Below are 25,695 nucleotides of genomic sequence, written 5' to 3'. Positions count from 1 at the left end.
CCCGCCGAGGGAAAGGAAAAGGCAAAATCTCCCCTTGTCCGGCGAAGGCTTGCCAACCCATCTTTGATCTCAGAAAACAGGAGAGATCACATTGAAGACATTTGCTTTTTTGGCGGCGGTATTGGCGGCGACAGTTGCTGTGGCCGCCCATGCGGAAGAACGTCGCATCCAGGTTTACGGAACCGGCACGGCCGAGGCCGCGCCGGATATGGCAACCATCACGGTGGGGGTGACAAATCAAGACGCGCAGGCTTCGGCAGCAATGCAGGCGACCTCGGACGCGGTTGCCACCGTCCTGAACCGCCTGAGTGAGATGGGGATCGAATCGCGCGACCTGCAGACCCGCGATCTGTCCCTGTCCCCGGTCTGGTCCGGACGGGGTAACGCGGATGGCGAAGCACCTAGGATCACAGGATTCGTTGCGTCGAACCGTGTGTTCGTGCGGGTCAGAAATCTGGATGATCTGGGGCAGATCATGGATGCGGTCATTCAGGATGGCGCGAATGATTTTGGTGGTTTGACCTTCACGATTCAGGATCCAAAGCCACTTGAAGCGAAGGCGCGCGCTCAAGCCGTCGCCGATGCGACAGCCAAGGCCGAACAATTGGCTCAGGCCGCCGGTGTCACTTTGGGTTCAGTCGTGTCGATCAACGAGCAGGGCGGGGGGATTCGCCCAATGCCCCAGATGCGCGAGATGGCCATGGCCGATTCGGGCGGGGTCCCGGTCGCCGGTGGCGAGGTTTCGGTTTCGGTCACCGTGTCGATGGAGTTCGACATTTCCGAGTGACGTCAGCTTTCGCTGCGGGCCATCAGCGGTTCCCGTTGTTGGCCCGTGGCATCGAAATTCTCAGGTGACAGCCAAGTTTCGAACGCCTGCCGGATGCGTGGCCAGTCCGTATCGATGATCGAAAACCACGCCGTGTCGCGGTTGCGCCCCTTGTAATGGGTGGCCTGCCGAAATTCGCCTTCGAAGACAAAACCCAACCGTTCGGCGGCCCGGCGCGACGGGGCATTCAGCGCATCGCATTTCCATTCGTACCGGCGATAGCCCAACTCGTCGAACACGCGGCACATCATCAGGAACATCGTCTCGGTCGCGACCGGAGTACGCTGCATCAGCGGCGAGAAATGGATGTGTCCCACCTCGATCGCGCCGGCATTGCCGTCGATACGCAGGTAGGACGCCATCCCGACGGGCTGCCCGCCCTGGTCCAGAACCGTGTGGAACAGCGGATCGTCCGACGTGCAGGTTTGGGCCAGCCAGGCGGCGAACTGGGCTTGCGAGTCGAACGGGCCGTAGGGCAGGTAGGTCCAATTGCGCCCGTCGGTATCGGCGGCAAACGCCCGGAACAGGCCGGGCGCGTGCGCATTCACATCCAAGGGCACCACGCAGCAGAACCGCCCCTGCATGGGCGCGCGCGGTGGGGCCGGGCGCGGGAAATCCCCCGCAACCGGCAGGCCCACGGGCTGCCCCAACGCGTTGATCCGGTGCCCTGGCATTTCGGCCTAGGCGCAAGCCTTGGACAGCGCCTGATCGAGATCGGCGATCAGGTCGTCGGCATCCTCGATCCCGATCGAGACCCGCACCACGTTCGGCCCGGCGCCGGCAGCCTCTTGCTGTTCGGGGGTCAACTGCCGGTGCGTGGTCGAGGCCGAATGGATGATCAGGGACCGCGCATCGCCCAGGTTGGCGACGTGGCTGAAGATCTCGAGCGCGTTCACCAGCTTGACGCAGGCGTCATAGCCGCCCTTGACCGCAAAGGTGAACAGGGCCCCGGCGCCTCTGCGGTAATGCTTCTTGACCCGGTCGTGATAGGGCGACGAGGGCAGGCCCGCATAGGTCACATAGTCCACGCGGTCGTCTTTCTCGAGCCAGGCGGCGATCTTTTCGGCGTTTTCGACATGGCGCTGCATGCGCAGGCTGAGCGTCTCGATCCCCATCAGCGTGTAATGCGCTGCCTGCGGGTTCATCGTCATGCCCAGGTCACGCAGGCCAACGGCGATACCGTGGAAGGTGAAGGCCAGCGGGCCGAAGGTTTCGTGGAACTTCAGGCCGTGATAGGCAGGCTCCGGCGCGCTGAGCGAGGGAAACTTGTCATTGGCGGACCAGTCGAACTTGCCCGAATCCACGATGCAGCCGCCGGTGACCGTGCCGTTGCCGGTCAGGTACTTGGTGGTCGAATGCACGACCAGCGTGGCGCCATGCTCGATCGGGCGGCACAGATAGGGCGTGGCCGAGGTGTTGTCGACGATCAGCGGAATGCCGGCGGCGTCGGCCACATCGGCCAGCGCACGGATATCGGTGACGTAACCGCCCGGATTGGCGATGGACTCGCAGAACACCGCGCGGGTGTCGTCGTCGATGGCGGCCTTAACCGCATCCAGATCATCGGTATCGACGAATTTGGCCGTCCAGCCAAAGCGTTTGATGGTCTGGCTGAACTGCGTGACCGTCCCGCCATACAGCCGGGTCGAGGCGACCACGTTGCAGCCCGGCCCCATCAGCGGGAACAGCGCCATGATCTGCGCCGCGTGACCCGAAGAGCAGCATACCGCGCCAACGCCACCTTCCAGCGTCGCCACCCGCTCTTGCAGAACTGCCACCGTGGGGTTGGTCAGGCGCGAGTAGATATAGCCGACCTCTTGCAGGTTGAACAAAGCGGCCGCGTGATCGGCATCGCGGAACACATAGGCAGTGGTCTGATAGATCGGGGTCTGGCGCGCGCCGGTCGCCGGATCGGGGCGGGCGCCCGCGTGAATTTGCAGCGTATCAAAACCATAGGTGGGGCCGTCGGACATCCGTCACTCTCCTGTTGGGTATATGCGTTGCAGAATCTCTAGGCGATTGCCGGGCCCGGCACAATGTCCGCGTCAGCGCAGCCACAGCCCCTTGTTCTTGATCACCTTACGGATGGCCTGCTCGCGCCGGGGCAGGTTGTCCCGGTCGAACATGGCGCGGATCCTGGCGCCCTTGCCCTGATAGACCAGCCGTTTCAGCGGATCATAGTTCTTGAGCACCTTCTTGACCTTGTTGGGCGCCGCGACGGTTTCCAGCACCTCGACCACCCGGTCGCTTTCGCGGGCATAGAGCAGCGGAAACAGGCGATAGTGGCAACTGACCGAGCCATCCAGCAGGCCCTCGGGCAGAACATCGCGCCCGCCGCCAAGCGCGTGGATGACCAGCGGCAGCGCCGCCTGGTCCAGCCATGGGTCCAGGTTCTGGCCGGTCAGGGCGGGGATCTCTCCATCCCGGATGGTGCGGGCATAGTCCAGAAACCGCGCGCCGAATTGGCGGGGGCATTTGTAAAAGAAATAGCCCGCATTGAAATACAGATACCGCCGCCAGTATTCCGCCGGTTGGGTCGGGTCGATCGAGCTTTGGAAATCCAGCCCGAACCGGTCATAGAGCGCCCGCCAGATGCCGTCAAACCCCGGCCCGTACAGGGTCGGCTTGGGCCAGGTGCCCTCGACCTTCTGCGACGCGCCGGGCCGGTCGAATTCGAACGGCACCGCGGCCAGGTCGCCGGTGATCAACGTGTCGGTGTCGAAGAACACGAAGGGCTCACCCTCGGGCAGGGCGGCCAGCGCCTCGATCTTGTTGCCGTAGGGATAGCTTTGGCCGAACACCTCGGACGAAAAGGGCAGGATCTCGGCATCGAGCTGTTTCAGCGCCTTCAGAACATCCTCGTTGCGGATGCTCGGGTCCTGGCTCCAGCGCGGGCCGGGTTGCGGAACGCCAACGAACAGGCGGCCCGAGAACCCGGGCGAACAATGGCGCAGCGAGGCGGCGAACAGGACGGCTTCGTATTGCAGGCGGTTGTTCTGCCCGATGATCAGGATGTTGAATTTCTGCCGGTCTGCCTGCATCTGCGCCTTCCGTTCGGGGCGCTTGCCCGCCCCTTGCCGTTGGTTTCGACCTACAGCATCGCTGAACCTGCGTCAAAACCGTTAACGCCGCGTGTTTGAAATCCGGCCCGGCACGCCCATGTTGATGGAGAAGACCAGACAGGAGCGCGACATGCGGATCAATGCGGATTTCACCCAACGTGTGGCGGTTCACTTCGACCAGACCGAGTGGGTGGCCTCGCCCGCCGCAGGGGTCGAGCGCAAGATGCTGGACCGGATCGGCGACGAGGTGGCGCGCGCCACGACCATCGTGCGCTTTGCGCCCGGCAGCGCCTTTGCCGCCCACACCCATGACGGGGGCGAGGAATACCTGGTGCTGGACGGCGTGTTTCAGGACGAGACCGGAGATTTTCCGGTGGGGAGCTATGTCCGCAACCCGCCGACCACGTCGCATACGCCATCGGCCAGCCAGGGCGCGACGATCCTGGTCAAACTGCACCAATTCGCCCCGAACGACCGCACCACCGTGCGCCGCTCGATCAACGGTGCGGACCACGTGCCGCTGTTCAAGGACGACCATGAAACGGTCGAAGTGCGCAGTTGGCCGCCCGGCCAGGTCGTGCCGATTGACGTACCTGGAGGCGCCGAGGTCTTCGTGATCGACGGCGGCTTCACCGAACAAGGCGAGGAATTCGCGCGATGGGACTGGCTGCGGCTGCCGCCCGGAACGCGCACTGAATTGCGGGCAGGGCCAGATGGCGCCCGCGTCTGGATAAAGTCAGGCCACCTGTCCGGCATGGTCTGAGGCCGGTTTCGCCTGAAAAAAGGGCAAATGCCACCAAAAAACCGGGTCTTTCGGACCGGTTTTCGCTTTTTTGACCATTTGGCAAATTTTACCAATTGATAAAATTTTTGTTTGTGGCAAGCTGGTCTCAATAACAAACATATCTACAGGGAGTAGAGTGATGGCACAGGGCCAGATGGCACCCGGCATCGTCGCCGGGCGGCTTTCCAGCGATGAGCTGACCTCGAATTTCACCGATCTGCATCCGCCTCTGGCGCCGCACGAGGCCGCTGTGGCCGCCGATCGGTGTTATTTCTGCTATGACGCGCCGTGCGTGACGGCCTGTCCGACCGATATCGATATTCCGCTGTTCATCCGGCAGATTCAGGCCGGGCAACCGGAATCGGCGGCGAAAACGATCCTCGATCAGAACATCCTGGGCGGTATGTGCGCCCGTGTGTGTCCGACCGAAACGCTGTGCGAGGAAGCCTGCGTGCGCGAAACGGCCGAGGGCAAGCCGGTCGAGATCGGGCGCTTGCAGCGGTATGCGACCGACACGCTGATGCAGGCCGGTGTGCATCCGTTTACGCGCGCGGCCCCCACCGGCAAGACCGTCGCCGTGATTGGGGCAGGGCCGGCGGGGCTGGCCTGTGCGCATCGGTTGGCGATGCTGGGCCATGACGTGGTGATCCATGAGGCGAAACCCAAACCCGGCGGGCTGAACGAATACGGGATCGCCGCATACAAAGCGACCAATGACTTTGCCCAGGCCGAGGTGGACTGGCTGCTGAAGATCGGCGGCATCGCGATTGAAACCGGATCGGTTCTGGGCGACACGATCTCGTTGGACGGGTTGTTGGAGGCCTACGACGCTGTCTTCCTGTCAATCGGCCTTGCGGGCGTCAACGCTTTGCGCGCGCAAGGGTCGGACAAGGACGGCGTCAGGAACGCTGTCGACTTCATCGCAGATGTTCGGCAAGCATCCGATTTGGCAAAACTGCCGGTAGGCCGAAATGTGGTGATTATCGGCGGTGGAATGACGGCCGTGGACGCCGCGGTGAAATCCAAGCTGCTGGGGGCCGAACATGTGACCATCGCCTATCGCCGCGGTCGTGACGCAATGGGTGCCAGCCGCTACGAACAGGATCTGGCCGCATCGCACGGCGTCCGAATTCTGTGCAACGTCCAGCCCGTCGCCATCCACGGCAACGGGGCAGCGGCCGAGATCGAATTGGAGTATACTGCCACCGTAGATGGCACGTTGACCGGCACGGGCGAAACCATTCGCCTGCCTGCGGATCAGGTTCTGAAGGCGATCGGTCAGACCTTGGATGGTGCGCCGGAAGGTTTGGAACTCGACGGCAACAAGATCGCCGTTGACGCAACCGGGCGCACCTCGGTTCCGGGGGTCTGGGCCGGCGGAGACTGTGCTGCGGGCGGCGAGGATCTGACCGTGACCGCCGTGGCCGAGGGCCGCGATGCTGCGATGGACATTCACGCCAGCCTGAGCGCCTGAGCCAGGCGTCGGCGCGTGAATATGTGTGACAGGACGAAGATGCATCTTCGCATCAGGGAGGCCGGATAAATGGCTGATTTGAAAACGAACTTTCTGGGCATCGAAAGCCCCAACCCCTATTGGCTGGCCTCGGCGCCGCCGACCGACAAGGAATACAACGTCCGCCGTGCCTTCGAGGCCGGATGGGGCGGCGTCGTGTGGAAAACGCTGGGCTCGGAAGGCCCGCCGGTGGTCAACGTGAACGGCCCCCGGTACGGGGCGATCTACGGGGCCGACCGGCGTCTGCTGGGCCTCAACAACATCGAACTGATCACCGACCGGCCGCTCGAGGTGAACCTCGAGGAGATGGCCCGCGTCAAGGCGGATTACCCGGACCGCGCCTTGATCGCCTCGATCATGGTGCCGTGCGAGGAGGAGGCCTGGAAAGCCATCCTACCCCGCGTCGCTGAAACCGGCGCCGACGGGATCGAGCTGAACTTCGGCTGCCCGCACGGGATGAGCGAGCGCGGCATGGGCTCGGCCGTGGGGCAGGTGCCCGAATACATCGAAATGGTCACCCGCTGGTGCAAGAAATACTATGACCGTCCGGTGATCGTGAAGCTGACGCCCAACATCACCGACATTCGCAAGCCGGCGGCTGCGGCGCGGAATGGCGGGGCCGATGCGGTGTCGCTGATCAACACGATCAACTCGATCACCAGCGTCAATCTGGACACGTTCAGCCCCGAACCCTCGATCGACGGCAAGGGCAGCCATGGCGGCTATTGCGGCCCGGCGGTCAAGCCCATCGCCCTGTCGATGGTCTCCGAGATCGCCCGCGCCGAGGCGACCCAAGGCCTGCCGATCTCGGGCATCGGCGGAGTGACCACATGGCGCGACGCGGCCGAGTTCATGGCGCTGGGCTGCGGCACGGTGCAGGTGTGCACCGCGGCGATGACCTATGGGTTCAAGATCATCGACGAACTGACGGCTGGCCTGTCGCAGTGGATGGACGAGAAGGGATACTCCAACGTCTCCGAGATCGTCGGGCGGGCCGTCCCGAACGTGACCGACTGGCAGTATCTGAACCTGAACTACGTCGCCAAGGCCAAGATCGATCAGGATCAGTGCATCAAGTGCGGCCGTTGCTATGCGGCCTGCGAGGACACCAGCCATCAGGCGATCTCCATGTCGCCCGACCGAGTGTTCGAGGTGATCGACGAGGAATGCGTGGCCTGCAACCTGTGCGTGGATGTCTGCCCGGTCGAGGGCTGCATCTCGATGGTGCCGATGGCGGCGGGCGAGGTCGATCCGCGCACCGGCAAGGTGGTTCAGCCGGACTATGCCAACTGGACGACCCACCCGAACAACCCGATGGCCAAGGCCGCCGAGTGACCGGCGTCAGATCACCAAAAGGGGCCGCGCTGCGGCCCTTTTTTCATGGGGTTAGCAGTTTTCGGTACAGGGTATCGATGAAGGGCGCAGCCCCTTCGAACGGGTCTTCGTCGCCCAGGATCGCGCGCACCTGAACATCGAAATCCGCATAATGCTGGGTCAGCGCCCAGATCGAAAAGATCAGATGATGCGGGTGGAGGCGGGCGATTTTGCCCTGGTCCATCCAGTGCGTCAGAACGGCCGCCTTCTGATCGACCAGCGCCTTCAGATCGTTCGACAGGGCGTCATGGATGCGGGGCGCGCCCTGCACCAACTCATTCGCGAACAGGCGGCTTTCGCGCGGCAACTCGCGGCTCATCTGCAGCTTGCGCTTGATGTACGAGAGGATCTCCTCCATCGGCTCGCCGTTTTCATCAAGGTCGTGCAGCGGCGCCAGCCAGGTGTCCAGCAGGCCGGACAGAAGCGCGGTGTGGATCGCCTCTTTGGACGGGAAATAATACAGAAGGTTCGGCTTGCTCAGCCCGGCCTCGGCCGCGATCTGATCGACGGTCGCCCCGCGAAAGCCGTGGGCCGAGAACACGTTCAGCGCGGCCTCGAGAATCGCGGCGCGGTTCTTTTTCTGAATTCGGGTCGGGGCGCGGTCTTTGGGCATGTATGCAGGGCGTCTCTTTTTCGAACAAGCAGGTGTTGAATATGCCGATTTTTGCATCGGCGCGATGCAATTTCTTGACTGATATCGAACCCGTGATAGCGTGAGTTTGACCAGATGGTCAAATCAAGACACCAAAAGCGAGCCAAATCGCAAGCAACAGGGAAGACGAACATGGCAGCTCCGGCGCAGAATCTCAGGATCAATGGCGACAGGTTGTGGGACAGCCTGATGGAGATGGCCAAGATCGGTCCGGGCGTTGCCGGCGGCAACAACCGCCAGACCCTGACCGACGAAGATGCCGAAGGCCGCGCGCTATTCCAGAAATGGTGCGAAGAGGCCGGCTGTACCATGGGCCTTGACCAGATGGGCAACATGTTCGCCATGCGCCCGGGTACCGATCCCGATGCGCTGCCGGTCTATGTCGGCTCGCACCTGGATACGCAGCCGACGGGCGGCAAGTACGACGGGGTGCTGGGGGTTCTGGGCGCGCTCGAGATCATCCGCACCCTGAACGATCTGGGCATCAAGACCAAACACCCGATCGTGGCCACCAACTGGACCAACGAAGAGGGCACGCGCTTCGCCCCCGCCATGCTGGCCTCGGGCGTGTTCGCGGGGATGCACACCCAGGACTGGGCCTATGACCGCGAGGATGCCGAGGGCAAGAAATTTGGCGACGAGTTGCAGCGCATCGGTTGGCGCGGCGATGAAGAGGTCGGAGGCCGCAAGATGCATGCCTTCTTTGAGCTGCATATCGAACAGGGCCCGATCCTCGAGGCTGAGGGCAAGGATATCGGCGTCGTCACGCATGGCCAGGGCCTGAGCTGGACCCAAGTGACCGTGACCGGCAAGGACGCGCATACCGGATCAACCCCGATGCCGATGCGCAAGAATGCCGGGCTGGCGATGGCGCGCATTCTTGAAAAGGTGGACGAGATCGCCTGGTCGCACGCGCCCCATGCCGTGGGGGCTGCCGGGCATATCGACGTCTATCCGAACTCGCGCAACGTGATCCCGGGCAAGGTGGTGTTCACGGTCGATTTCCGCTCGCCCGAGTTGGACGTCATCAAGGACATGGAGAACCGGCTGCGCGTCGCAGCCGAGGACATCGTGGATGAGATGGGCCTGCAGGTCGCGTTCGAGAAGGTCGGCGGGTTCGACCCGGTGAAATTCGACGAGACCTGCGTCGCCGCCGTGCGCAATGCAGCCGAGCGGCTGGGCTATTCGCATACCAACATCATTTCGGGCGCGGGGCACGATGCCTGCTGGATCAACCGCGTGGCGCCGACCGCGATGGTGATGTGCCCCTGCGTGGATGGCCTGAGCCACAACGAGGCCGAGGAAATCAGCAAGGAATGGGCAACCGTCGGGGCGGATGTCCTGTTCCACGCGGTCGTCGAAACCGCCGAGATCGTGGAGTAGCCGGGGCCGCGCGCCCCCAATCCGCTGGAAAACCAATAGAGGCGCAACAGACGCGCCCGCAGGGAGTTGAACATGAGCACAGTCATCAAGAACGGAACCGTCGTTACCGCGGATCTGACCTACAAGGCCGACGTCAAGATCGAAGGTGGCGTGATCACCGAAATCGGGCCGGATCTGAAGGGGGATGAGCAACTGGATGCGACCGGCTGTTACGTCATGCCCGGCGGGATCGATCCGCACACGCATCTGGAAATGCCGTTCATGGGAACCTATTCCAGCGATGATTTCGAAAGCGGCACCCGCGCGGCGCTGGCCGGCGGCACGACCATGGTGGTGGACTTCGCGCTGCCGAACCCGGGCGAAAGCCTGCTGGATGCGCTCAAACGCTGGGACAACAAGTCGACCCGCGCCAATTGCGACTATTCCTTCCACATGGCCGTGACCTGGTGGGGCGAGCAGGTGTTCGACGATCTGAAAACCGTCATCGAACAGCGCGGCATCAACACGTTCAAGCATTTCATGGCCTACAAAGGCGCCCTGATGGTCAATGACGACGAGCTGTTTGCCTCGTTCAAGCGGCTGGCCGAGCTGGGCGGAATCGCGATGGTCCATGCCGAGAACGGCGACGTGGTGGCCGAGTTGCAGGCCAAGCTGTTGGCTGAAGGCAATACCGGCCCCGAGGCCCATGCCTATTCGCGCCCGCCGCAGGTCGAGGGCGAGGCCACCAACCGCGCCATCATGATCGCCGACATGGCCGGGGTGCCGCTCTATGTGGTGCACACCTCGTGCGAAGAGGCGCATGAGGCCATCCGTCGGGCCCGGATGCAGGGCAAGCGGGTCTGGGGCGAGCCGCTGATCCAGCACTTGACGCTGGACGACAGCGAATATGCGCATCCCGATTGGGACCACGCCGCGCGTCGGGTGATGAGCCCGCCGTTCCGCAACAAACAGCACCAGGACAGCCTTTGGGCGGGGTTGCAGTCGGGCTCGCTGAGCGTGGTCGCCACTGATCACTGCGCCTTCACGACCGAGCAGAAGCGGTTTGGTGTGGGTGATTTCACCAAGATCCCGAACGGGACGGGCGGCCTTGAGGATCGGATGCCGATGCTGTGGACCCACGGCGTGGCAACCGGGCGGCTGACGCCGAACGAATTCGTGGCCGTGACGTCAACAAACATCGCCAAGATATTGAATTGCTATCCGAAAAAGGGTGCAGTTCTGGTGGGCGCAGATGCCGATCTGGTGGTGTGGGACCCGGACAAGACCAAGACCATAAGCGCGGCGACGCAGCAGTCGGCGATCGACTACAACGTGTTCGAGGGGCACGAGGTCAAAGGCCTGCCGCGCTTTACCCTGACCCGTGGACAGGTCGCGGTGCATGATGGCGAGATCCGAACGCAGGAAGGCCACGGTAAATTCGTCGCGCGCGAGGCCAACACCACCGTGAACAAGGCGCTGAGCACCTGGAAAGAGCTGACCGCCCCGCGCCCGGTAGAGCGGTCGGGCATCCCGGCGACGGGGGTGTGATGTTCGAAGGTTACCGAACGGGCAAAAAAGCCAAAACTTCAAGGCAGTAGGATGACATCTGAAAGCAATACCCAGCCCGTGATCGAGGCAAAGAACCTCGACCTGACCTTCCAAACCAATGACGGACCCGTGCACGCCCTCAAGGACGTGAACCTGGCGATCGACAAGGGCGAATTCGTCAGTTTCATCGGCCCTTCGGGCTGCGGCAAGACGACCTTTCTGCGCTGTGTCGCTGCGCTGGAGACACCTACGGGCGGCACGCTGACCGTCAACGGCATGACCCCGGACGAGGCCCGCCGGAACCGGGCCTATGGCTATGTGTTCCAGGCGGCGGGCCTGTACCCGTGGCGGACCATCGCCAAGAACATCAAACTGCCGCTCGAGATCATGGGATACTCGGCGCAGGAGCAGGAAGAACGTGTACAGAACGTTCTGGAACTTGTTGATCTTACAGGATTTGGTGGAAAATTTCCTTGGCAGCTGTCGGGTGGGATGCAGCAACGGGCCAGCATCGCCCGAGCGCTGGCCTTTGACGCCGATATCCTGTTGATGGACGAGCCTTTCGGCGCGCTGGACGAGATCGTGCGCGATCACCTGAACGAACAGCTTTTGGCGCTGTGGGCGCGCACCGGCAAGACAATTGGTTTCGTCACCCACTCGATCCCCGAAGCGGTGTATCTGAGCACCAAGATCGTGGTGATGAGCCCACGCCCCGGCCGGATCACCGATGTGATCGACAGCCCTCTGCCCAAGGAACGGCCGCTGGACATCCGCGACACGCCCGAATTCATCGAGGTCGCGCACCGCGTGCGCGAAGGGCTGCGCGCCGGGCATGGGGACGATGTGTGATGGGCAGGGATGACATCAGACGCGCGACCGGGGCGGATGTGCCGGCCTGCGCGGCGGTGGTTTCGACCTGGGTCCGCCAGACCGAGTGGATGACGGATGAACTGCCCCAACAGGAGTTGGAGGCGCTGATCGCGCAGGCCTTCCCAGACCGCGAGATGTGGGTCGTGGGCGAACCCGTCGATTGCTACATGTCGGTCGATCCCGCGGCGCAGAAGGTCGGCGCGCTGTATTGCCTGCGGACCGGGCAGGGCATCGGCAAGCGCCTGCTGGACCGGGCAAAACAGGGGCGCAGCTTTCTGTGGCTGACGGCCCATCAACCGAATGCCGCCGCGCAACGCTTCTATCGCCGCGAGGGGTTTGTCGAGACCGGGACCGAGGCCGCAACGCCGCCCGAGACCGTGGCCGTGGTGCGGATGGAGTGGCACGCATGAAGCAGCTTGTTGCCGTTCTGACCGTTCTGCTGGCCATCATCGTCATCTGGTACGCGGCCTGCATTCCGATGAACATCAAGGGCGTTCTAACTGAACAGGAACGGGCCGGGGCCGAAGTGGTTCCGCCCTCGGCCAAAGACCGCCGCGACATGGGGGAAATCGGTCTGGCGCTGCGCAACAGCTTTGCCGTTCCGGCGACCTGGGCGCAGGATCGGCCGCGTCTGCCCGCACCGCATCAGGTGGGCATCGAACTGTGGGAGACCACGGTTCAGAAGAAGATCACCTCGAAACGGTCATTGGTCTATCACGGCTGGGTGACGCTCAGCGCGACGATCTTGGGCTTTGCCATCGGCACGGGGCTGGGCATCCTGCTGGCGGTGGGGATCGTGCACAGTCGGGTGATGGACCTGTCGGTCATGCCCTGGGCCATCGTCAGCCAGACCATCCCCATCATCGCATTGGCGCCGATGATCATCGTGGTGCTGTATTCGATCGGCATTCAGGGGATCATCCCCAAGGCGGTGATCTCGGCCTATCTGAGCTTTTTCCCGGTGGTCGTCGGCATGGTCAAGGGCCTGCGCAGCCCTGACGCGATGCAGCTGGACCTGCTGCGCACCTACAATGCAAGCAACGGGCAGGCGTTCTGGAAACTGCGCCTGCCGGCCTCGATGCCCTATCTGTTCGCCTCTCTCAAGATCGGGATCGCCGCGTCGCTGGTGGGGGCCATCGTCGGCGAACTGCCGACCGGCGCCGTGGCGGGGCTGGGCGCGCGTCTGCTGGCCGGCAGCTACTATGGCCAAACGGTGCAGATCTGGTCGGCGCTGTTTGCCGCGGCCATTCTGGCGGCCTGTCTGGTGGGCCTGTTGGGCCTGATCGAGCGCGCGGTGTTGAAACGCATGGGGATGGCGCAATGATGATGGTCGGTCTTGCAATCCTTTTGTGGCTGGCCGGTTGGTGGCTGAACACCCGCCTGGCCAGCGGACCTTATGCCGACACGCGGGCGGTGCGCATTCTTGCGCCGCTGATCTTCGGCCTGACCGTCATCGGGGTGTGGGAATTGCTGGTGCGCGGGCTCGAGGTGCCTCTGGTGATCCTGCCCGCGCCTTCGGTGATCTGGGACCGGTTCTGGGACAGCCTGCCGATCTTGTGGGCCGATTTCGTGCAGACCATCATCAAGGGCGCGCTCAGCGGCTATGTGATCGGATGTGGCGCTGCCTTCCTGATGGCAATCGCCGTGGACCGGTGGGACTTCCTGCGCCTGGGCTTGCTGCCGGTGGGCAATTTCGTGGCCGCGCTGCCGATCGTGGGCACCGCGCCGATCCTGGTGATGTGGTTCGGGTTCGACTGGCATTCGAAGGCGGCCGTTGTGGTGGTGATGGTCTTTTTCCCGATGCTGGTGAACACGGTGGCCGGCCTGCGCGAGGCCACCGCCATGCAGCGCGATCTGATGGAGACCTATGCCGCAAGCTATTGGCAGAGCTTTCTGAAGCTTCGGCTGCCCGCGGCCATGCCGTTTATTTTCAACGGGTTGAAAATTTCCACCACGCTGGCCCTGATCGGCGCTATCGTGGCAGAGTTCTTCGGCTCGCCCACCTTGGGCATGGGGTTCCGGATCTCGACCAGTGTCGGGCAATTGTCGCTGGACATGGTCTGGGCGGAAATCGTGGTCGCGGCACTGGCCGGGACCGCCTTCTACGGTCTGGTCGCCATGATCGAGAAATTGGTGACCTTCTGGCACCCGTCACAACGCAGTTAAGCGGAACAACAATTCAACAGACCCCGAAAACGGGGCAGCACTAGCAACTAGGAGAAGATGAAGATGAACAAGCTACTGACCGGGGCCATAGCCGCCCTAGGATTCGCCGCAAGTTCGGCCTTTGCCGCAGACGAGGTGACGCTGCAGTTGAAATGGGTCACCCAGGCCCAGTTCGCGGGCTACTACGTCGCCAAGGACAAGGGGTTCTACGAAGAAGAGGGGCTGGACGTCACCATCCTGCCCGGCGGCCCCGACATCGCGCCCACGCAGGTGATCGCGGGCGGTGGCGCTGATGTCACCGTGGAATGGATGCCCGCCGCGCTGGCCGCACGCGAAAAGGGCCTGCCGCTGGTCAACATTGCGCAGCCCTTCAAAAGCTCGGGCATGATGCTGACCTGCTGGAAGGATGCGGGCATTTCCTCGCCCGAGGACCTCAAGAACCGCACGCTGGGCGTCTGGTTCTTCGGCAATGAATTCCCGTTCATGAGCTGGATGAGCCAGCTGGGCATCGACACCGGCGGCAAGAGCGAGAACGGCGTCGAGGTTCTGAAGCAGGGCTTCAACGTCGACCCGCTGCTGCAGCGTCAGGCCGATTGCATCAGCACCATGACCTACAATGAATACTGGCAGGTGATCGACGCCGGCGTCAGCCCCGACGAGCTGGTGACCTTCAAGTACGAAGACCAGGGCGTTGCCACGCTGGAAGATGGCCTTTACGTGCTTGAAGAAAACCTCAGCGACCCGGCCTTCGTCGACAAGATGGAACGCTTTGTGCGCGCTTCGATGAAAGGCTGGAAATACGCCGAGGAGAACCCGGACGAAGCCGCCGAAATCGTGTTGGAGAACGATGCGACCGGTGCTCAGACCGAGGAACACCAGAAGCGCATGATGGGCGAAATCGCCAAGCTGACCGCCGGTTCGAATGGCGCGTTGGATCCGGCTGATTTCGAGCGCACGGTGAACACGCTGCTGGCCGGCGGCTCGGACCCGGTGATCACCAAAAAGCCCGAAGGCGCGTGGACCAGCCAGATCACGGATTCAGCCCTGAACTGATTGGCTGTACCATGGCAACAATTCAGCGCGGCCCCCTGTGGGCCGCGTTTGTTTTTGCGGATGTCGGAATTTAACTGTCTTCAGAGGCAGTTTCCTCTATTATTCCTGTAAGATTTTGCGATCCCTACGAAAATTGGTGGATTTGGGAATAAAATGCAGGATTTTGCATCACAATTCAGCCAAGCAAGCCACCTGATCCTGACCGGGGATCCGGACCTTTGGGCGATCGTGACGCTGTCGCTGCAAGTTTCGGTGCTGGCTGTGTTGATTTCAGCCGTGATCGGGATGCCGGTTGGCGCGGCCTTGGCGGTGGCCCGCTTTCCCGGACGGCGCGCGTTGATCATTCTGATGAACGCACTGATGGGCTTTCCTCCGGTTGTCGTCGGCCTGCTGGTCTACCTGATGCTGTCCCGTTCGGGCCCGCTGGGCGTGCTGGAGCTTTTGTACACCCCAACCGCCATGATCATTGCCCAAACTGTGCTGGTGACCCCGATCGTCGCGGCGTTGACGCGGCAGGTGATCGAGATGCTGGCCGAGGAATATTCGGAACAGTTGCGTTCGTTGGGAGTGTCGCGGTTGGCCTCGGTGCCGGTGCTTTTGTGGGACGCGCGTCTGGCGTTGGTGACTGCCTTGCTGGCCGGGTTCGGACGAGCCATCGCCGAAGTCGGCGCGGTGATTATCGTCGGCGGCAACATCAACCATGTGACACGGGTCATGACGACGACGATTGCGTTGGAGACCTCGAAGGGAAATCTGGCCCTGGCGCTGGCCTTGGGGACGATCCTGATCGGAATTGCCGTGGCCGTGAATGCGGCAGTCAGCGCCCTGACGCTTCGGGCCGAGCAGGAAGGGTTGCGCCATGCGTGATCTGATGCCAGACATGCCCAATTGTCTGCAGGCCGATGGGCTGCGAGTGGAACGCAATGGCAAGCTGTTGTTGGATGTTCCGCAGCTGATGATGGATGGTCCGGGGCCGACTTTGATCCTTGGGCCAAACGGTGCTGGCAAAAGCCTGCTGCTGCGTTGCCTGCATGGTTTGATCAAGGCGGATGCGGGGCAGGTTCGGCAGGATGGCGGTGTTCTGAATGCGGCCCACAAAGCCCGGCAGGCAATGGTGTTCCAGCAACCGGTTCTGCTGCGCCGATCGGTGTCTGCCAATCTGGACTTTGTTTTGAAACGGCTGGGGCTCGGCAGGGCTGCTCGGAAAAACCGGATCCAGGAACTTCTGGCCGAAGGAGGGCTTGAGACCAAGGCCCGGCAGTCGGCGCGCTCGCTGTCGGGTGGCGAGGCACAGCGTCTAGCCATCCTTCGCGCGCTTGCGCTTGGCCCCGAGACCCTGTTCCTGGACGAACCCACCAGCGCCCTTGATCCCGCGGCGACCCAAATGATCGAGGCGATGATCCTGCGCGCCTCGGCCCGGGGCGTGCGGATCGTGATGGTCACCCACGACGTCGGGCAGGCCCGTCGGCTGGCGGCGGATATCGTGATGATGCAGGGCGGACGCGTGGTCGAGCATGGCGCCGCAAAACAGGTGCTGGAAGCGCCACAATGTCAGGCCTCGCGCCAGTATCTGGCGGGCTGGCTGGTCACATAACAACAACCGGAGGCAATCCATGTTTCGCGCAGCAATCAAAAGCGCAATGATCCTGTTCGGGCTGTTCGCCGGTCCGGCAGCGGCCGAAGAACCATTCATTGTCGTGCAGTCCACGACATCGACGCAGAATTCCGGCCTTCTGGACTTTATCCTTCCAGGGTTCGAGGCGGAAAGCGGGATCGATGTCCGTGTTGTCGCCGTGGGGACCGGGCAGGCGATCCGAAATGCGATCAACGGCGACGGTGACGTTCTGCTGGTGCATGCCAAGCCGGCGGAAAAGCAATTCGTGGCCGACGGCTGGGGTGTCGAGCGGCGGGACGTGATGTACAACGATTTCGTCTTGGTGGGGCCGAAATCGGACCCGGCCAAGATCAAAGGCGGCGACGACGCGGTGGCCGCGTTGGCAGCGATCGCGCAGGCCAAAGCTCCGTTCGCGTCGCGCGCGGATGACAGCGGGACCCACAAGGCGGAGAAGGCTCTTTGGAGCCTGTCCGGAACGGACCCGACCTTGTCTTCGGGCGAGTGGTACCGCGAGACCGGATCGGGCATGGGCGCAACGCTCAACCTTGCTGCGGGCATGGATGCCTATGCCCTGACCGATAGGGCCACATGGCTGTCGTTCGGCAACAAGGGAAACCTCGAGATCCTGGTCGAAGGCGATCCTCGGCTGTTCAATCAATACGGAGTGATCCTCGTGAACCCCGAAAAGCATCCGCGGGTCCGGGCGGCCGCGGGCAAAAGGTTCATCGACTGGCTCACTGGCCCGGACGGTCAGGAAGCAATCGCGGCGTACAAATTGAACGGTGAGCAACTCTTCTTTCCGAACGCGCAGCAATAGGGCCAGTCAGTCACTTGCGCCGTTGTGATGGATCTGTCCCAAGCCGGACAGATCGTATCCGCCCAATTCATCGGCGCGACGACTGAATTTGTCCGTACCCAGAAAAGTCAGCAGTTTCTGCATCGGCGGATCGAAACAGGACCGCCGCCAGATGGCGAGGTCGAGACGTTCGGAATGGGTCGGAACGAAGCCCAACCCGTAGAGTCGCGCCAGGGCTCCGATGCCGAACCCCGCCTCGGTCTTGTGGTCATGCAGAGCGATTGCCAGTTCCTCTTCGGTGCGGGCACAAGTCGGCAGGGCGTCAAGATCGGCGCGGCTCAGACCGCAGCTCTCCAACTGGGCATCGAACAAGTGCTGACTGGCTGCACTGTCCTGGCGCAGCACGACACGGCGGCCCTTCAGGTCACCAAAATCGGAAATTCCCTGAACCCCAGGGGCCAGCAACAGGCCGCGCTGGCGGCTTGCGACCTCGTACAGAACCAAGGGCGCTTCACCCAGCGCATCGCGGACGGAATTGATATTGAACCCGCCCGGTTCATGGATGTGCAGTACAGCGGCTTGTGCGTCACGTCGCGCAAGGCGGTTCAGCCCGTCAAATGAACCGTCGTAATAAGTGGCCAATCCTGAGCCGCTTTCGCGAAGCGCCCAATCCAAAAGCGGATCATGGCTGCCAGCCACGATGTCGGGCAGGGGCGGTTTGACGGTGTTCGGACCGGTACGCGACGCATTGAGCCAGGCCAGTACCTCGGCCCGGGGAAAAAGAAGTTTGCCCATCGCTTTCACGCAGGGCACTTCGCCTGAAGACGCCAGATCATAGGCCTTGCGTTCGCCAATGCGCAGCAGGTCCGCCAACTCTCGTGTGGTCAGGAATTCGGACATTCAGTCTAGTCGCACCGAGGAGCCGGTCTGTGTCTCGGCGGCTGAGTGCCCGAGTTGCTTCAAAACCAGCGGTGCGCCGGCAGTAATGACGACCATTGCGGCGGCAGCTGCAAGAAAGGCTTTCATCTTATCCTCCGGCTTAGTCTGCGGGCGCTGTTGCGCTGCGCAGGAATTCAATCAGGTCGGTGCGGTCCTGCGCCTGCGCGATCCGCTGCATCGGCATCTTCGACCCCGGAATGTAGTGGTCCGGCCCTTGGTCGAAAAGAGCGTTTATCGTCTGTTCGTTCCAAATGATATCAGACCCTTGCAGCGTTTCCGAGTAGATATAGCCGGGCAAGGTCCCAGCCTTACGCCCGAATACGCCATGCAAGGTCGGCCCAGCCCGGCGCTGATCGTCCGGCGTCAGGCTATGGCAGATTGAACATTTCCGTGCGAACTGCCGTTCTCCGTTGTTCATGTCGTCGGGGTCTTTCAGAAAACTCGGCTCTTGGCTCGCCATTCGTTCCTGTGACCCCAGCGCGGCCACCGGCCAGCTGTACATGGCCTGATCCAACCCGCCTGCGTGCAGGTTTTCTCCATCGGGGGAAAAGGCCAGTGCCCAGACCGGACCGCGCAGCGTTGCCCGGAAATCCTGCGCGATCCGCCAGTCCCGTGTGTCGATGATCATGATGTAGCCCTCGCCATCGCCCACCGCCAGCAGCGACCGATCCGGGCTGAGGGCGAGCGCAAGGATCGGGCGTCGGTCCAGCGTGAAATCGCGCTCGGCCCCGGTGGTCAGGTCCAGAATGCGGGTCACGCCATCGACCGCGCCATAGGCGATCCATCCGTCTTGGGCGTTCAGGACCAGTTCGTTGATGCCGAATCCGTGCTCGACCAGCCGCGCGGTTTCCGCCCCGGTCGTCACATCCCAGACCCGCAGGCTGCCGTCGACCCCAGCGGAATACAGCGTCCGCCCATCCGGCGCGAACGCCACCGCATTGACGCCGCTACCCGTTGGGCCCAGCAACTTGCGCGCACCGCCCTCGGTGGGCCAAAGGCCGATGGTCCCGTCCCAGCTGGCAGTCGCCACTAGGGTCTTTGAGGCGGCAATCCCGACAACCTTGCCCTTGTGCTGGCCAACGACCTGTCCACCGGGCCAACGGCGCAGGGTAAAGTCGTCACCGGCCGAATAGATCGCGGTGCCGTTAAAAGCCACCGCGTTCACGGCAGCTTCGTGACCTTCCAGCCAGTCCGGCTGCTGTCCGGACCACAGTCCCACGGAATTGTCGAAACTGGCGGTAGCAATGCGCCCGTCCGGGGCCGTGGCGATGTCCATGATCGGTCCGCCATGGCCCTTGAGCGTGTAGAAATCCGCCGCCAGCGGCAGCGGCAGCAGGGCCAGCGCCAGAGCCAGCCCGCGCATCTATTCGGCAGGCGAGGCCGCGCCGTCGCTGGCCTCCTGTGCCTTTACCTCTTCCAGCCACAGCGAATGGTGCTCGCGCGCCCATTGCTCTTCGACCTCGCCGGTGCCCATGGCGTCAAACGCGCCTTCCATGCCGACCGAGCCGAGGTAGATATGCGCCAGTATGATGGCGATGAAGGCATAGGCGACCATCACGTGCCAGACCTGGGCATATTGCATTTCTTCCTGCGGAGACATTTGCGTGGGCAGGTCCAGTCCCAGCAGCTGCGGCAACCCGGTCGCGTTGGCGATTGAAAACGTCTTGGCGAACATCGGAAGCTCGAACGGGAACAGCAGCGACAGGCCGGACAGGCTGATCGAGACGCCCAGCAGGATGCACAGCCAGAAAATGATCTTTTGACCGGCGTTGAATTTCTTGGCCGGGGGGTGTTTGCCCTTGGTGAACAACCCGCCGCCCGCCGCCAGCCATTTCAGGTCGGTCCGGTTGGGGATGTTGTGGGCGATCCAGTTCACGGTGATGATGATCAATCCCAGCATGAAGGCCCAGGCCAGATTGTTGTGCAGCCACTTGCAGCCTTGCGCGATGGTGGCGAACCCTTCCTTGCCGAACAATGGGATCAGGAAATCTCGGCCGTAGAGCGTCAGCAGGCCGGTCAATCCAAGTATCAGGAACGAGCCGGCAAACAGCCAGTGCCCGAACCTTTCAAATCCTGAAAACCGTGTGACCGTGCGGCCCGTTTTCTCGCCGTCGATGCGGATGCGGCCGCGGATCAGGAAAAACAGCAGCAGAACGACCAGCATCCCGCCCAAAATATAGGTTCCGTATTCGCGCAGCGGACCGGTGCGGAAAGTCCACCACCACATGCCGCCGTCCTGGATCAGCACGCCGGCAGCCGGCCCCTTGGTCGACACGGTCACATCGGCTGAGCCATAGCGGATGGCGCGATACACATCACTGTCCGAAGCCACACCGCGCGTACCCAACTGACCCAGCAACCCTTCGGCATTGCCTTGCCCGGTATTCTGTGCGCGGTAGCTGTTGTCGACCTTCTCGCCGCGTTGCCGGGCCAGAATATCCTCGAGCGTCGTGGCGCCACCGGTCTGCGCGCGCGGGGCAGCGGCTGGTTCGTCTGTGCCGGTCGCGTCCTGTGCAAGCGCGCCGTGCGCGATCGCAAGTGTCAACGTCAAAGCCAGAAAAATGCGCAGCATCGGAACCTCGGTATCAATCCAAAAGCGGGTGACCCACCGGGGCGGGTCACCCGTGTTGTCAGGCTGAGGTCTCAGCCGTCCTTCTGGTCGTAGGCCGTACCCCAACCCCAGGCGCCCGAGCCGAACCCGCGCGCCACGACGCGTTCGCGGTAGATGGCCGAGACCACGTCGCCGTCACCGGCAAGCAGGGCCTTGGTCGAACACATCTCGGCGCAGATGGGCAGTTTGCCCTCGGCGATCCGGTTGCGGCCGTATTTGGCGAACTCTGCGGTCGAGTGCGTTTCTTCGGGACCGCCGGCGCAGAAGGTACATTTGTCCATCTTGCCGCGCGATCCGAAGTTGCCGGCCTGCGGGTATTGCGGCGCGCCGAACGGGCACGCATAGAAGCAGTAGCCGCAGCCAATGCACAGGTCCTTGGAATGCAGGACGACGCCTTCTTCGTTCTGATAGAAGCAGTCGACCGGGCACACCGCCATGCAAGGCGCATCCGAACAATGCATGCAGGCGACCGAGATCGAACGTTCACCCGGTTTGCCGTCATTGATCGTCACCACCCGGCGGCGGTTGATGCCCCACGGAACCTCGTGTTCGTTCTTGCACGCGGTCACGCAGGCGTTGCACTCGATGCAGCGTTCAGCGTCGCAGAGAAACTTTGCTCTAGCCATTGTCGTCCTCCTTACGCTGCCCAGATCTTGCAGAGAGTCGCTTTGGTCTCCTGCATCTGGGTCACTGAATCATAGCCATAGGTCTGGGCGGTGTTGGTGCTTTCACCCAGCACGTACGGGTCGGCGCCTTTCGGGTATTTCTCCCTCAGGTCCGCGCCCTGGAAATGGCCGCCAAAGTGGAAGGGCATGAAGGCCACGCCGGCACCGACCCTTTCGGTCAGCATCGCCATCACCTTGACCTTGCCGCCCTCGGGACCTTCGACCCAGACCTGCGATCCGTCGCGAATGCCAAGGTTGTTGGCGTCACGCGGATTGATCTCGACGAACATGTCCTGCTGCAGCTCGGCCAGCCACGGGTTCGACCGTGTCTCGTCGCCGCCACCTTCATATTCGACCAGACGACCTGACGTCAGGATTATCGGGTAATCCTTTGAAAAGTCGTTCTTCTGGATCGAAGCGTACAAGGTCGGAAGGCGATAGGCCTGCCGGTCCTCGTAGGTGGGATAGTCCGCCACCAGATCACGCCGCGGCGTGTACAGCGGCTCGCGATGCAGCGGGATCGGATCCGGGAAGGTCCAGACCACGGTGCGGGCCTTGGCGTTGCCGAAGGGCGCACAGCCATGCTTGATGGCCACCCGCTGGATGCCGCCCGACAGGTCGGTCTTCCAGTTGGTCTTGGGCCCGGCCACGGCGTCGATGGCCGCACGTTCTTCGGCTGTCAGGTCGCCATCCCATCCCAGATCCATCAGCATCTGCATCGTGAACTCGGGGTATCCGTCCTGGATTTCCGAACCCACGCTGTAGACCCCTTCGGCCAGCAGGTTATCACCGTCGCGTTCCACGCCGAAACGCGCGCGGAAGGTCAGGCCGCCCTCGGCCACCGGTTTGGACATGTCATAGAGGTTTGGCGTCCCCGGATGGCCCATCTCGGCGGTGCCCCAGCAGGGCCACGGCAAACCGTAGTATTCGCCGTCATTCGGACCGCCCACGGCCTGCAGCGTCGTTCTGTCGAACGTGTGCTGGTTGGCCATATGGCTTTTGATCCGCTCTGGCGACTGACCGGTATAGCCGATCGTCCACAGCCCCGCGTTGAACTCGCGCGTGATGCTTTCGACATTCGGGGTTTCGGGGTCCTCCATCTCGATATTGCGGAAGAGCCGGTCGGCCCAGCCGAACTTGTTGGCGAACTTGGCCATGATGACCTCGTCCGGCAGGCTTTCGAACAGCGGATCGACCACCTTGTCGCGCCACTGAAGCGAGCGGTTCGAGGCCGTGACCGAGCCACGGGTTTCGAACTGCGTACAGGCCGGCAGCAGATAGACGCCATCGGTCCGGTCATGCAGGACGGCGGAAACGGTGGGATACGGGTCGATCACGACCAGCATGTCCAGCTTTTCCATCGCCGTCTTCATTTCGACCATCCGGGTCTGCGAGTTGGGCGCGTGGCCCCACAGAACCATGGCGCGGACGTTGTTGGGCTGATCCATGTTCTCGGGATCTTCCAGAACACCGTCGATCCAGCGCGAAACCGGGATGCCCCGTTCGTTCTGCAGCGACTTGTCCTTGCCGTCCTTGTCCTTGACCATTGCGAACTGGCCAGCCAGCCACTCCGGTTCCTCGCCCCAGACGCGGGCCCAGTGACCCCATGCGCCTGCGGACAGGCCGTAATAGCCGGGCAGGGTGTGGGACAGAACGCCCAGATCGGTTGCGCCCTGCACGTTGTCATGGCCGCGGAAGATGTTGGTGCCGCCGCCAGAGGTGCCCATGTTGCCCAACGCCAGCTGCAGCACGCAATAGGCGCGCGTGTTGTTGTTGCCGTTGGTGTGCTGGGTGCCGCCCATGCACCAGATCACGGTGCCGGGACGGTTGTTAGCCAGCGTCCGCGCCACGCGCTTGAGCTGCGATCCCGGCACGCCGGTGACGCGCTCGGTCTCTTCGGGTGTCCAGTTTGCGACCTCTTCGCGGATCTGGTCCATGCCCCAAACACGGGTGCGGATGAACTCTTTGTCTTCCCAGCTGTTGTCGAAGATGTGCCACAGGATGCCCCAGATCAGCGCCACGTCGGTGCCGGGGCGGAAGCGGACATATTCGTCGGCATGGGCCGCGGTGCGCGTAAAGCGCGGATCGCAGACGATCAGCGGGGCGTTGTTTTGTTCCTTCGCCCGCAGGACGTGCAGCAGCGAGACGGGGTGCGCCTCGGCCGGGTTGCCGCCGATGATGAAGATCGCCTTGGAATTGTGGATGTCGTTGTAGCTGTTGGTCATGGCGCCGTAGCCCCATGTATTCGCAACACCCGCAACGGTGGTCGAGTGGCAGATCCGCGCCTGGTGGTCCACGTTGTTGGTGCCCCAGTAGGCCGCGAACTTGCGGAACAGATAGGCCTGTTCGTTGTTGTGCTTGGCCGAACCCAGCCAATAGACGCTGTCAGGCCCGCTTTCCTCGCGGATGCTCATCATGCCGTCGCCGATCTCGTCGATCGCCTGCTCCCAGCTGATGCGCTTCCACTCTCCGCCTTCCTTTTTCATCGGGTATTTCAGGCGGCGTTCGCCATGGGCGTGTTCACGGACCGAAGCCCCCTTGGCGCAATGGGCGCCCAGGTTGAACGGGCTGTCCCAACCGGGTTCCTGCCCGATCCAGACGCCGTTCTGCACCTCGGCAACCACGGTACAGCCGACCGAGCAATGCGTGCAGACGGATTTGATGTTCTCGACAGCCGTGTTGGCTGCGGTCTGGGCGCTGGCGGGCGACACGGTTCCACCCGTGGCGCTGATCGCGGCCAGGCCGCCGATCGTCAGGCCCGAGCCACGCAGGAACGCGCGGCGATCGACGCTCTTTTCGCCGATTTGGGACAGGATACTTGTCCGCTGGGGGCGTCTCGCAACCCCGTTGGTCTTTTTCCTAAGCATTTCTTTCCTCCCTTGCTGGCCATGTTGACCATGGCTGGCTTGGTGTTTCGAAATCGACGTCAGGGCCAATCGCAACCGTCAGCCGAGTGTGACCACGTCCGGACCTGCGCCGGGCGTCGCCGGGGCGGCCTAGAAGCGCGCGCTGTCGAAATAGGCGCGGGTATGCGCCGTGTCCTGAATGCGGGTCTCGTCCGAGGGTTGCTCGGCCGCTTCGGCCTCGGTTCCCAGGCTGGCCGCTGCAACGGCTGCCGGGGCCGCGGTGCCCGCCAGTTTCAGGAAGTCGCGGCGGCTGGCGCCGGTCTCCTTGGTCTTGCTCATGGGATCCTCCTTTCCCATTTGCGGTTCAGCGCCCGCCGGGGCGCCAGCGAATGACGGCCGCCTAGTGCGTCGTCATGCGGAAGGCTTCGCGTTCGATCTCCATGAAAACCCGGCCGGCGGTGCCGACCGAGGCATAGAGAACCGAATGTTCGGCTGCTTCCAAGTCCGAGAAAAAGTGCTCGGCCCAGGGGCCGATATGCTTGTTCCAGAACGTCTTTTGATCTTCCAACGCGGCCGGGCCGCCGAAACGGCCGACGATCATGCCGCCCATCATCTCCATCAGCGAGGCGATGTTGTCTTCGGGTTCGAACACGTTTGCCGCCCGGGTGATGCCCCGCGCCGCCATGTCGTTGCGCAGCTGCGCCAGCGGTTTCTCATTCAGGAATCCGGTCAGGTAGAAGCTGGCATAGGGCAGCAGTTCTCCGCGCCCCAGCCCGATGAACAATGCGTTGAACTCGCGCTCGGCAGCTTCGGGCTTGGTCACCTTGGCCACGCGGGCCATGGCCTGAATGGCCTGACCCAGATCGGTCTCGTCCCCCGACAGCGCAGCGATCTGGCTCAGAAGGGTCTGGTCGGGTGGCGTGGCCAGCAGCAGGCCGAGAAAGTTGTAGAAATCCGCGCGCATACGGTCCTCGGTGGAAATCTCGAACGTCTGCGGGTCGCGAATGTTCATC

26 protein-coding genes are annotated in these 25,695 nt (G+C 62.9%); 14 read left to right on the top strand and 12 right to left on the bottom strand.

What is annotated here, in order from left to right; genetic code table 11:
* Positions 1-91: 91 nt before the first annotated feature.
* A complete protein-coding gene (locus AC2FNZ_RS18760; protein WP_496833139.1) occupies positions 92-787 on the top strand; it encodes an SIMPL domain-containing protein in 696 nt (231 codons plus the stop codon).
* A 2-nt stretch (positions 788-789) separates the two neighbouring features.
* On the opposite strand, the gene AC2FNZ_RS18755 is transcribed toward AC2FNZ_RS18760, so the two are convergent.
* The 3 genes from AC2FNZ_RS18755 to AC2FNZ_RS18745 form a co-directional block, all read right to left on the bottom strand.
* Positions 790-1,500 carry a GNAT family N-acetyltransferase gene (locus AC2FNZ_RS18755; RefSeq protein WP_496833137.1) on the bottom strand — a complete coding sequence of 237 codons (711 nt, stop codon included), beginning with the start codon at positions 1,498-1,500 and terminating at the stop codon, positions 790-792.
* 6 nt (positions 1,501-1,506) lie between these two features.
* The gene (locus AC2FNZ_RS18750; RefSeq protein WP_170339646.1) at positions 1,507-2,799 is read right to left on the bottom strand and encodes an O-acetylhomoserine aminocarboxypropyltransferase/cysteine synthase family protein; all 1,293 of its coding nucleotides are present in this window, start codon (positions 2,797-2,799) and stop codon (positions 1,507-1,509) included.
* Between the two features lie 72 nt (positions 2,800-2,871).
* Entirely contained in the window at positions 2,872-3,867 is a 996-nt protein-coding gene (locus AC2FNZ_RS18745) for a GT-B fold glycosyltransferase domain-containing protein (RefSeq protein ID WP_496841605.1), read from the bottom strand.
* A gap of 151 nt (positions 3,868-4,018) precedes the next feature.
* On the opposite strand from AC2FNZ_RS18745, the gene AC2FNZ_RS18740 reads away from it, so the two are divergent.
* From AC2FNZ_RS18740 to preA, 3 genes are all read left to right on the top strand, one after another.
* A complete protein-coding gene (locus AC2FNZ_RS18740; RefSeq protein ID WP_496841603.1) occupies positions 4,019-4,651 on the top strand; it encodes a cupin domain-containing protein in 633 nt (210 codons plus the stop codon).
* Between the two features lie 160 nt (positions 4,652-4,811).
* Positions 4,812-6,146, top strand: a complete 1,335-nt coding sequence (locus AC2FNZ_RS18735; protein WP_170357545.1) for an NAD(P)-dependent oxidoreductase — start codon at positions 4,812-4,814, stop codon at positions 6,144-6,146.
* A gap of 69 nt (positions 6,147-6,215) precedes the next feature.
* On the top strand, positions 6,216-7,520 hold the full coding sequence (gene preA, locus AC2FNZ_RS18730; protein WP_093961801.1) for an NAD-dependent dihydropyrimidine dehydrogenase subunit PreA: 1,305 nt from the start codon (positions 6,216-6,218) through the stop codon (positions 7,518-7,520).
* 43 nt (positions 7,521-7,563) lie between these two features.
* Here preA and AC2FNZ_RS18725 read toward each other — a convergent pair whose 3' ends face one another.
* Positions 7,564-8,172 (bottom strand): TetR family transcriptional regulator C-terminal domain-containing protein, encoded by a 609-nt coding sequence (locus tag AC2FNZ_RS18725; RefSeq protein WP_093961802.1) that lies wholly within the window; start codon positions 8,170-8,172, stop codon positions 7,564-7,566.
* Positions 8,173-8,343: 171 nt separating this feature from the next.
* Here AC2FNZ_RS18725 and AC2FNZ_RS18720 point away from each other — a divergent pair, with 171 nt between their 5' ends.
* The 10 genes from AC2FNZ_RS18720 to AC2FNZ_RS18675 all read left to right on the top strand — a co-directional run bounded on the left by AC2FNZ_RS18720 (position 8,344) and on the right by AC2FNZ_RS18675 (position 17,642).
* Positions 8,344-9,594, top strand: coding sequence for a Zn-dependent hydrolase (locus tag AC2FNZ_RS18720; RefSeq protein ID WP_496841601.1), 1,251 nt, complete (start codon positions 8,344-8,346; stop codon positions 9,592-9,594).
* A gap of 72 nt (positions 9,595-9,666) precedes the next feature.
* Positions 9,667-11,121 (top strand): dihydropyrimidinase, encoded by a 1,455-nt coding sequence (hydA, locus tag AC2FNZ_RS18715; RefSeq protein WP_170357549.1) that lies wholly within the window; start codon positions 9,667-9,669, stop codon positions 11,119-11,121.
* Between the two features lie 51 nt (positions 11,122-11,172).
* Positions 11,173-11,970, top strand: a complete 798-nt coding sequence (locus AC2FNZ_RS18710; protein WP_496841600.1) for an ABC transporter ATP-binding protein — start codon at positions 11,173-11,175, stop codon at positions 11,968-11,970.
* On the top strand, positions 11,970-12,401 hold the full coding sequence (locus AC2FNZ_RS18705; protein ID WP_496841599.1) for a GNAT family N-acetyltransferase: 432 nt from the start codon (positions 11,970-11,972) through the stop codon (positions 12,399-12,401). Before AC2FNZ_RS18710 ends, AC2FNZ_RS18705 begins: the two co-directional genes overlap by 1 nt.
* Positions 12,398-13,315, top strand: coding sequence for an ABC transporter permease (locus AC2FNZ_RS18700; protein ID WP_170403668.1), 918 nt, complete (start codon positions 12,398-12,400; stop codon positions 13,313-13,315). Before AC2FNZ_RS18705 ends, AC2FNZ_RS18700 begins: the two co-directional genes overlap by 4 nt.
* Complete coding sequence (locus AC2FNZ_RS18695) at positions 13,312-14,157, top strand: ABC transporter permease (protein WP_496841598.1); 846 nt, start codon at positions 13,312-13,314, stop codon at positions 14,155-14,157. The genes AC2FNZ_RS18700 and AC2FNZ_RS18695 overlap by 4 nt, the downstream gene beginning before the upstream one ends.
* A gap of 63 nt (positions 14,158-14,220) precedes the next feature.
* Complete coding sequence (locus AC2FNZ_RS18690; RefSeq protein WP_496841596.1) at positions 14,221-15,210, top strand: ABC transporter substrate-binding protein; 990 nt, start codon at positions 14,221-14,223, stop codon at positions 15,208-15,210.
* A 153-nt stretch (positions 15,211-15,363) separates the two neighbouring features.
* Positions 15,364-16,077 (top strand): ABC transporter permease, encoded by a 714-nt coding sequence (locus tag AC2FNZ_RS18685; RefSeq protein ID WP_260065751.1) that lies wholly within the window; start codon positions 15,364-15,366, stop codon positions 16,075-16,077.
* Positions 16,070-16,804 carry an ATP-binding cassette domain-containing protein gene (locus AC2FNZ_RS18680; protein WP_170580113.1) on the top strand — a complete coding sequence of 245 codons (735 nt, stop codon included), beginning with the start codon at positions 16,070-16,072 and terminating at the stop codon, positions 16,802-16,804. Before AC2FNZ_RS18685 ends, AC2FNZ_RS18680 begins: the two co-directional genes overlap by 8 nt.
* Before the next feature lie 19 nt (positions 16,805-16,823).
* Positions 16,824-17,642 (top strand): ABC transporter substrate-binding protein, encoded by an 819-nt coding sequence (locus AC2FNZ_RS18675; protein WP_093961812.1) that lies wholly within the window; start codon positions 16,824-16,826, stop codon positions 17,640-17,642.
* A gap of 6 nt (positions 17,643-17,648) precedes the next feature.
* Here AC2FNZ_RS18675 and AC2FNZ_RS18670 read toward each other — a convergent pair whose 3' ends face one another.
* The 8 genes from AC2FNZ_RS18670 to AC2FNZ_RS18635 form a co-directional block, all read right to left on the bottom strand.
* Positions 17,649-18,521: a substrate-binding domain-containing protein gene (locus AC2FNZ_RS18670; RefSeq protein WP_496841593.1), complete on the bottom strand. Its 873-nt coding sequence runs from the start codon at positions 18,519-18,521 to the stop codon at positions 17,649-17,651.
* On the bottom strand, positions 18,522-18,647 hold the full coding sequence (locus AC2FNZ_RS18665) for a hypothetical protein (protein WP_254920111.1): 126 nt from the start codon (positions 18,645-18,647) through the stop codon (positions 18,522-18,524).
* A 13-nt stretch (positions 18,648-18,660) separates the two neighbouring features.
* Positions 18,661-19,923 (bottom strand): c-type cytochrome, encoded by a 1,263-nt coding sequence (locus tag AC2FNZ_RS18660; protein WP_260065759.1) that lies wholly within the window; start codon positions 19,921-19,923, stop codon positions 18,661-18,663.
* Positions 19,924-21,132 carry a formate dehydrogenase subunit gamma gene (locus AC2FNZ_RS18655; protein WP_496841591.1) on the bottom strand — a complete coding sequence of 403 codons (1,209 nt, stop codon included), beginning with the start codon at positions 21,130-21,132 and terminating at the stop codon, positions 19,924-19,926.
* A 71-nt stretch (positions 21,133-21,203) separates the two neighbouring features.
* Positions 21,204-21,797, bottom strand: a complete 594-nt coding sequence (gene fdh3B / locus AC2FNZ_RS18650; RefSeq protein WP_005983764.1) for a formate dehydrogenase FDH3 subunit beta — start codon at positions 21,795-21,797, stop codon at positions 21,204-21,206.
* A gap of 11 nt (positions 21,798-21,808) precedes the next feature.
* Positions 21,809-24,703 carry a formate dehydrogenase subunit alpha gene (locus AC2FNZ_RS18645; RefSeq protein ID WP_093961816.1) on the bottom strand — a complete coding sequence of 965 codons (2,895 nt, stop codon included), beginning with the start codon at positions 24,701-24,703 and terminating at the stop codon, positions 21,809-21,811.
* A 129-nt stretch (positions 24,704-24,832) separates the two neighbouring features.
* A complete protein-coding gene (locus tag AC2FNZ_RS18640; protein ID WP_005983760.1) occupies positions 24,833-25,021 on the bottom strand; it encodes a twin-arginine translocation signal domain-containing protein in 189 nt (62 codons plus the stop codon).
* Positions 25,022-25,082: 61 nt separating this feature from the next.
* On the bottom strand, positions 25,083-25,694 hold the full coding sequence (locus AC2FNZ_RS18635) for a TorD/DmsD family molecular chaperone (RefSeq protein WP_496833116.1): 612 nt from the start codon (positions 25,692-25,694) through the stop codon (positions 25,083-25,085).
* Position 25,695 lies beyond the last annotated feature (1 nt).

The organism is Ruegeria sp. SAZA006 (assembly GCF_059613465.1).
This window is presented reverse-complemented; position numbering and strand designations above follow the sequence as displayed.

Bases quoted from the DNA above. Each gene is read 5' to 3' on its own strand.
- AC2FNZ_RS18755 (WP_496833137.1), bottom strand. From the start codon at position 1,500: ATGCCAGGGCACCGGATCAACGCGTTGGGGCAGCCCGTGGGCCTGCCG.
- AC2FNZ_RS18750 (WP_170339646.1), bottom strand. From the start codon at position 2,799: ATGTCCGACGGCCCCACCTATGGTTTTGATACGCTGCAAATTCACGCG.
- AC2FNZ_RS18745 (WP_496841605.1), bottom strand. From the start codon at position 3,867: ATGCAGGCAGACCGGCAGAAATTCAACATCCTGATCATCGGGCAGAAC.
- AC2FNZ_RS18740 (WP_496841603.1), top strand. From the start codon at position 4,019: ATGCGGATCAATGCGGATTTCACCCAACGTGTGGCGGTTCACTTCGAC.
- AC2FNZ_RS18735 (WP_170357545.1), top strand. From the start codon at position 4,812: ATGGCACAGGGCCAGATGGCACCCGGCATCGTCGCCGGGCGGCTTTCC.
- preA (WP_093961801.1), top strand. From the start codon at position 6,216: ATGGCTGATTTGAAAACGAACTTTCTGGGCATCGAAAGCCCCAACCCC.
- AC2FNZ_RS18725 (WP_093961802.1), bottom strand. From the start codon at position 8,172: ATGCCCAAAGACCGCGCCCCGACCCGAATTCAGAAAAAGAACCGCGCC.
- AC2FNZ_RS18720 (WP_496841601.1), top strand. From the start codon at position 8,344: ATGGCAGCTCCGGCGCAGAATCTCAGGATCAATGGCGACAGGTTGTGG.
- hydA (WP_170357549.1), top strand. From the start codon at position 9,667: ATGAGCACAGTCATCAAGAACGGAACCGTCGTTACCGCGGATCTGACC.
- AC2FNZ_RS18710 (WP_496841600.1), top strand. From the start codon at position 11,173: ATGACATCTGAAAGCAATACCCAGCCCGTGATCGAGGCAAAGAACCTC.
- AC2FNZ_RS18705 (WP_496841599.1), top strand. From the start codon at position 11,970: ATGGGCAGGGATGACATCAGACGCGCGACCGGGGCGGATGTGCCGGCC.
- AC2FNZ_RS18700 (WP_170403668.1), top strand. From the start codon at position 12,398: ATGAAGCAGCTTGTTGCCGTTCTGACCGTTCTGCTGGCCATCATCGTC.
- AC2FNZ_RS18695 (WP_496841598.1), top strand. From the start codon at position 13,312: ATGATGATGGTCGGTCTTGCAATCCTTTTGTGGCTGGCCGGTTGGTGG.
- AC2FNZ_RS18690 (WP_496841596.1), top strand. From the start codon at position 14,221: ATGAACAAGCTACTGACCGGGGCCATAGCCGCCCTAGGATTCGCCGCA.
- AC2FNZ_RS18685 (WP_260065751.1), top strand. From the start codon at position 15,364: ATGCAGGATTTTGCATCACAATTCAGCCAAGCAAGCCACCTGATCCTG.
- AC2FNZ_RS18680 (WP_170580113.1), top strand. From the start codon at position 16,070: ATGCGTGATCTGATGCCAGACATGCCCAATTGTCTGCAGGCCGATGGG.
- AC2FNZ_RS18675 (WP_093961812.1), top strand. From the start codon at position 16,824: ATGTTTCGCGCAGCAATCAAAAGCGCAATGATCCTGTTCGGGCTGTTC.
- AC2FNZ_RS18670 (WP_496841593.1), bottom strand. From the start codon at position 18,521: ATGTCCGAATTCCTGACCACACGAGAGTTGGCGGACCTGCTGCGCATT.
- AC2FNZ_RS18665 (WP_254920111.1), bottom strand. From the start codon at position 18,647: ATGAAAGCCTTTCTTGCAGCTGCCGCCGCAATGGTCGTCATTACTGCC.
- AC2FNZ_RS18660 (WP_260065759.1), bottom strand. From the start codon at position 19,923: ATGCGCGGGCTGGCTCTGGCGCTGGCCCTGCTGCCGCTGCCGCTGGCG.
- AC2FNZ_RS18655 (WP_496841591.1), bottom strand. From the start codon at position 21,132: ATGCTGCGCATTTTTCTGGCTTTGACGTTGACACTTGCGATCGCGCAC.
- fdh3B (WP_005983764.1), bottom strand. From the start codon at position 21,797: ATGGCTAGAGCAAAGTTTCTCTGCGACGCTGAACGCTGCATCGAGTGC.
- AC2FNZ_RS18645 (WP_093961816.1), bottom strand. From the start codon at position 24,703: ATGCTTAGGAAAAAGACCAACGGGGTTGCGAGACGCCCCCAGCGGACA.
- AC2FNZ_RS18640 (WP_005983760.1), bottom strand. From the start codon at position 25,021: ATGAGCAAGACCAAGGAGACCGGCGCCAGCCGCCGCGACTTCCTGAAA.
- AC2FNZ_RS18635 (WP_496833116.1), bottom strand. From the start codon at position 25,694: ATGAACATTCGCGACCCGCAGACGTTCGAGATTTCCACCGAGGACCGT.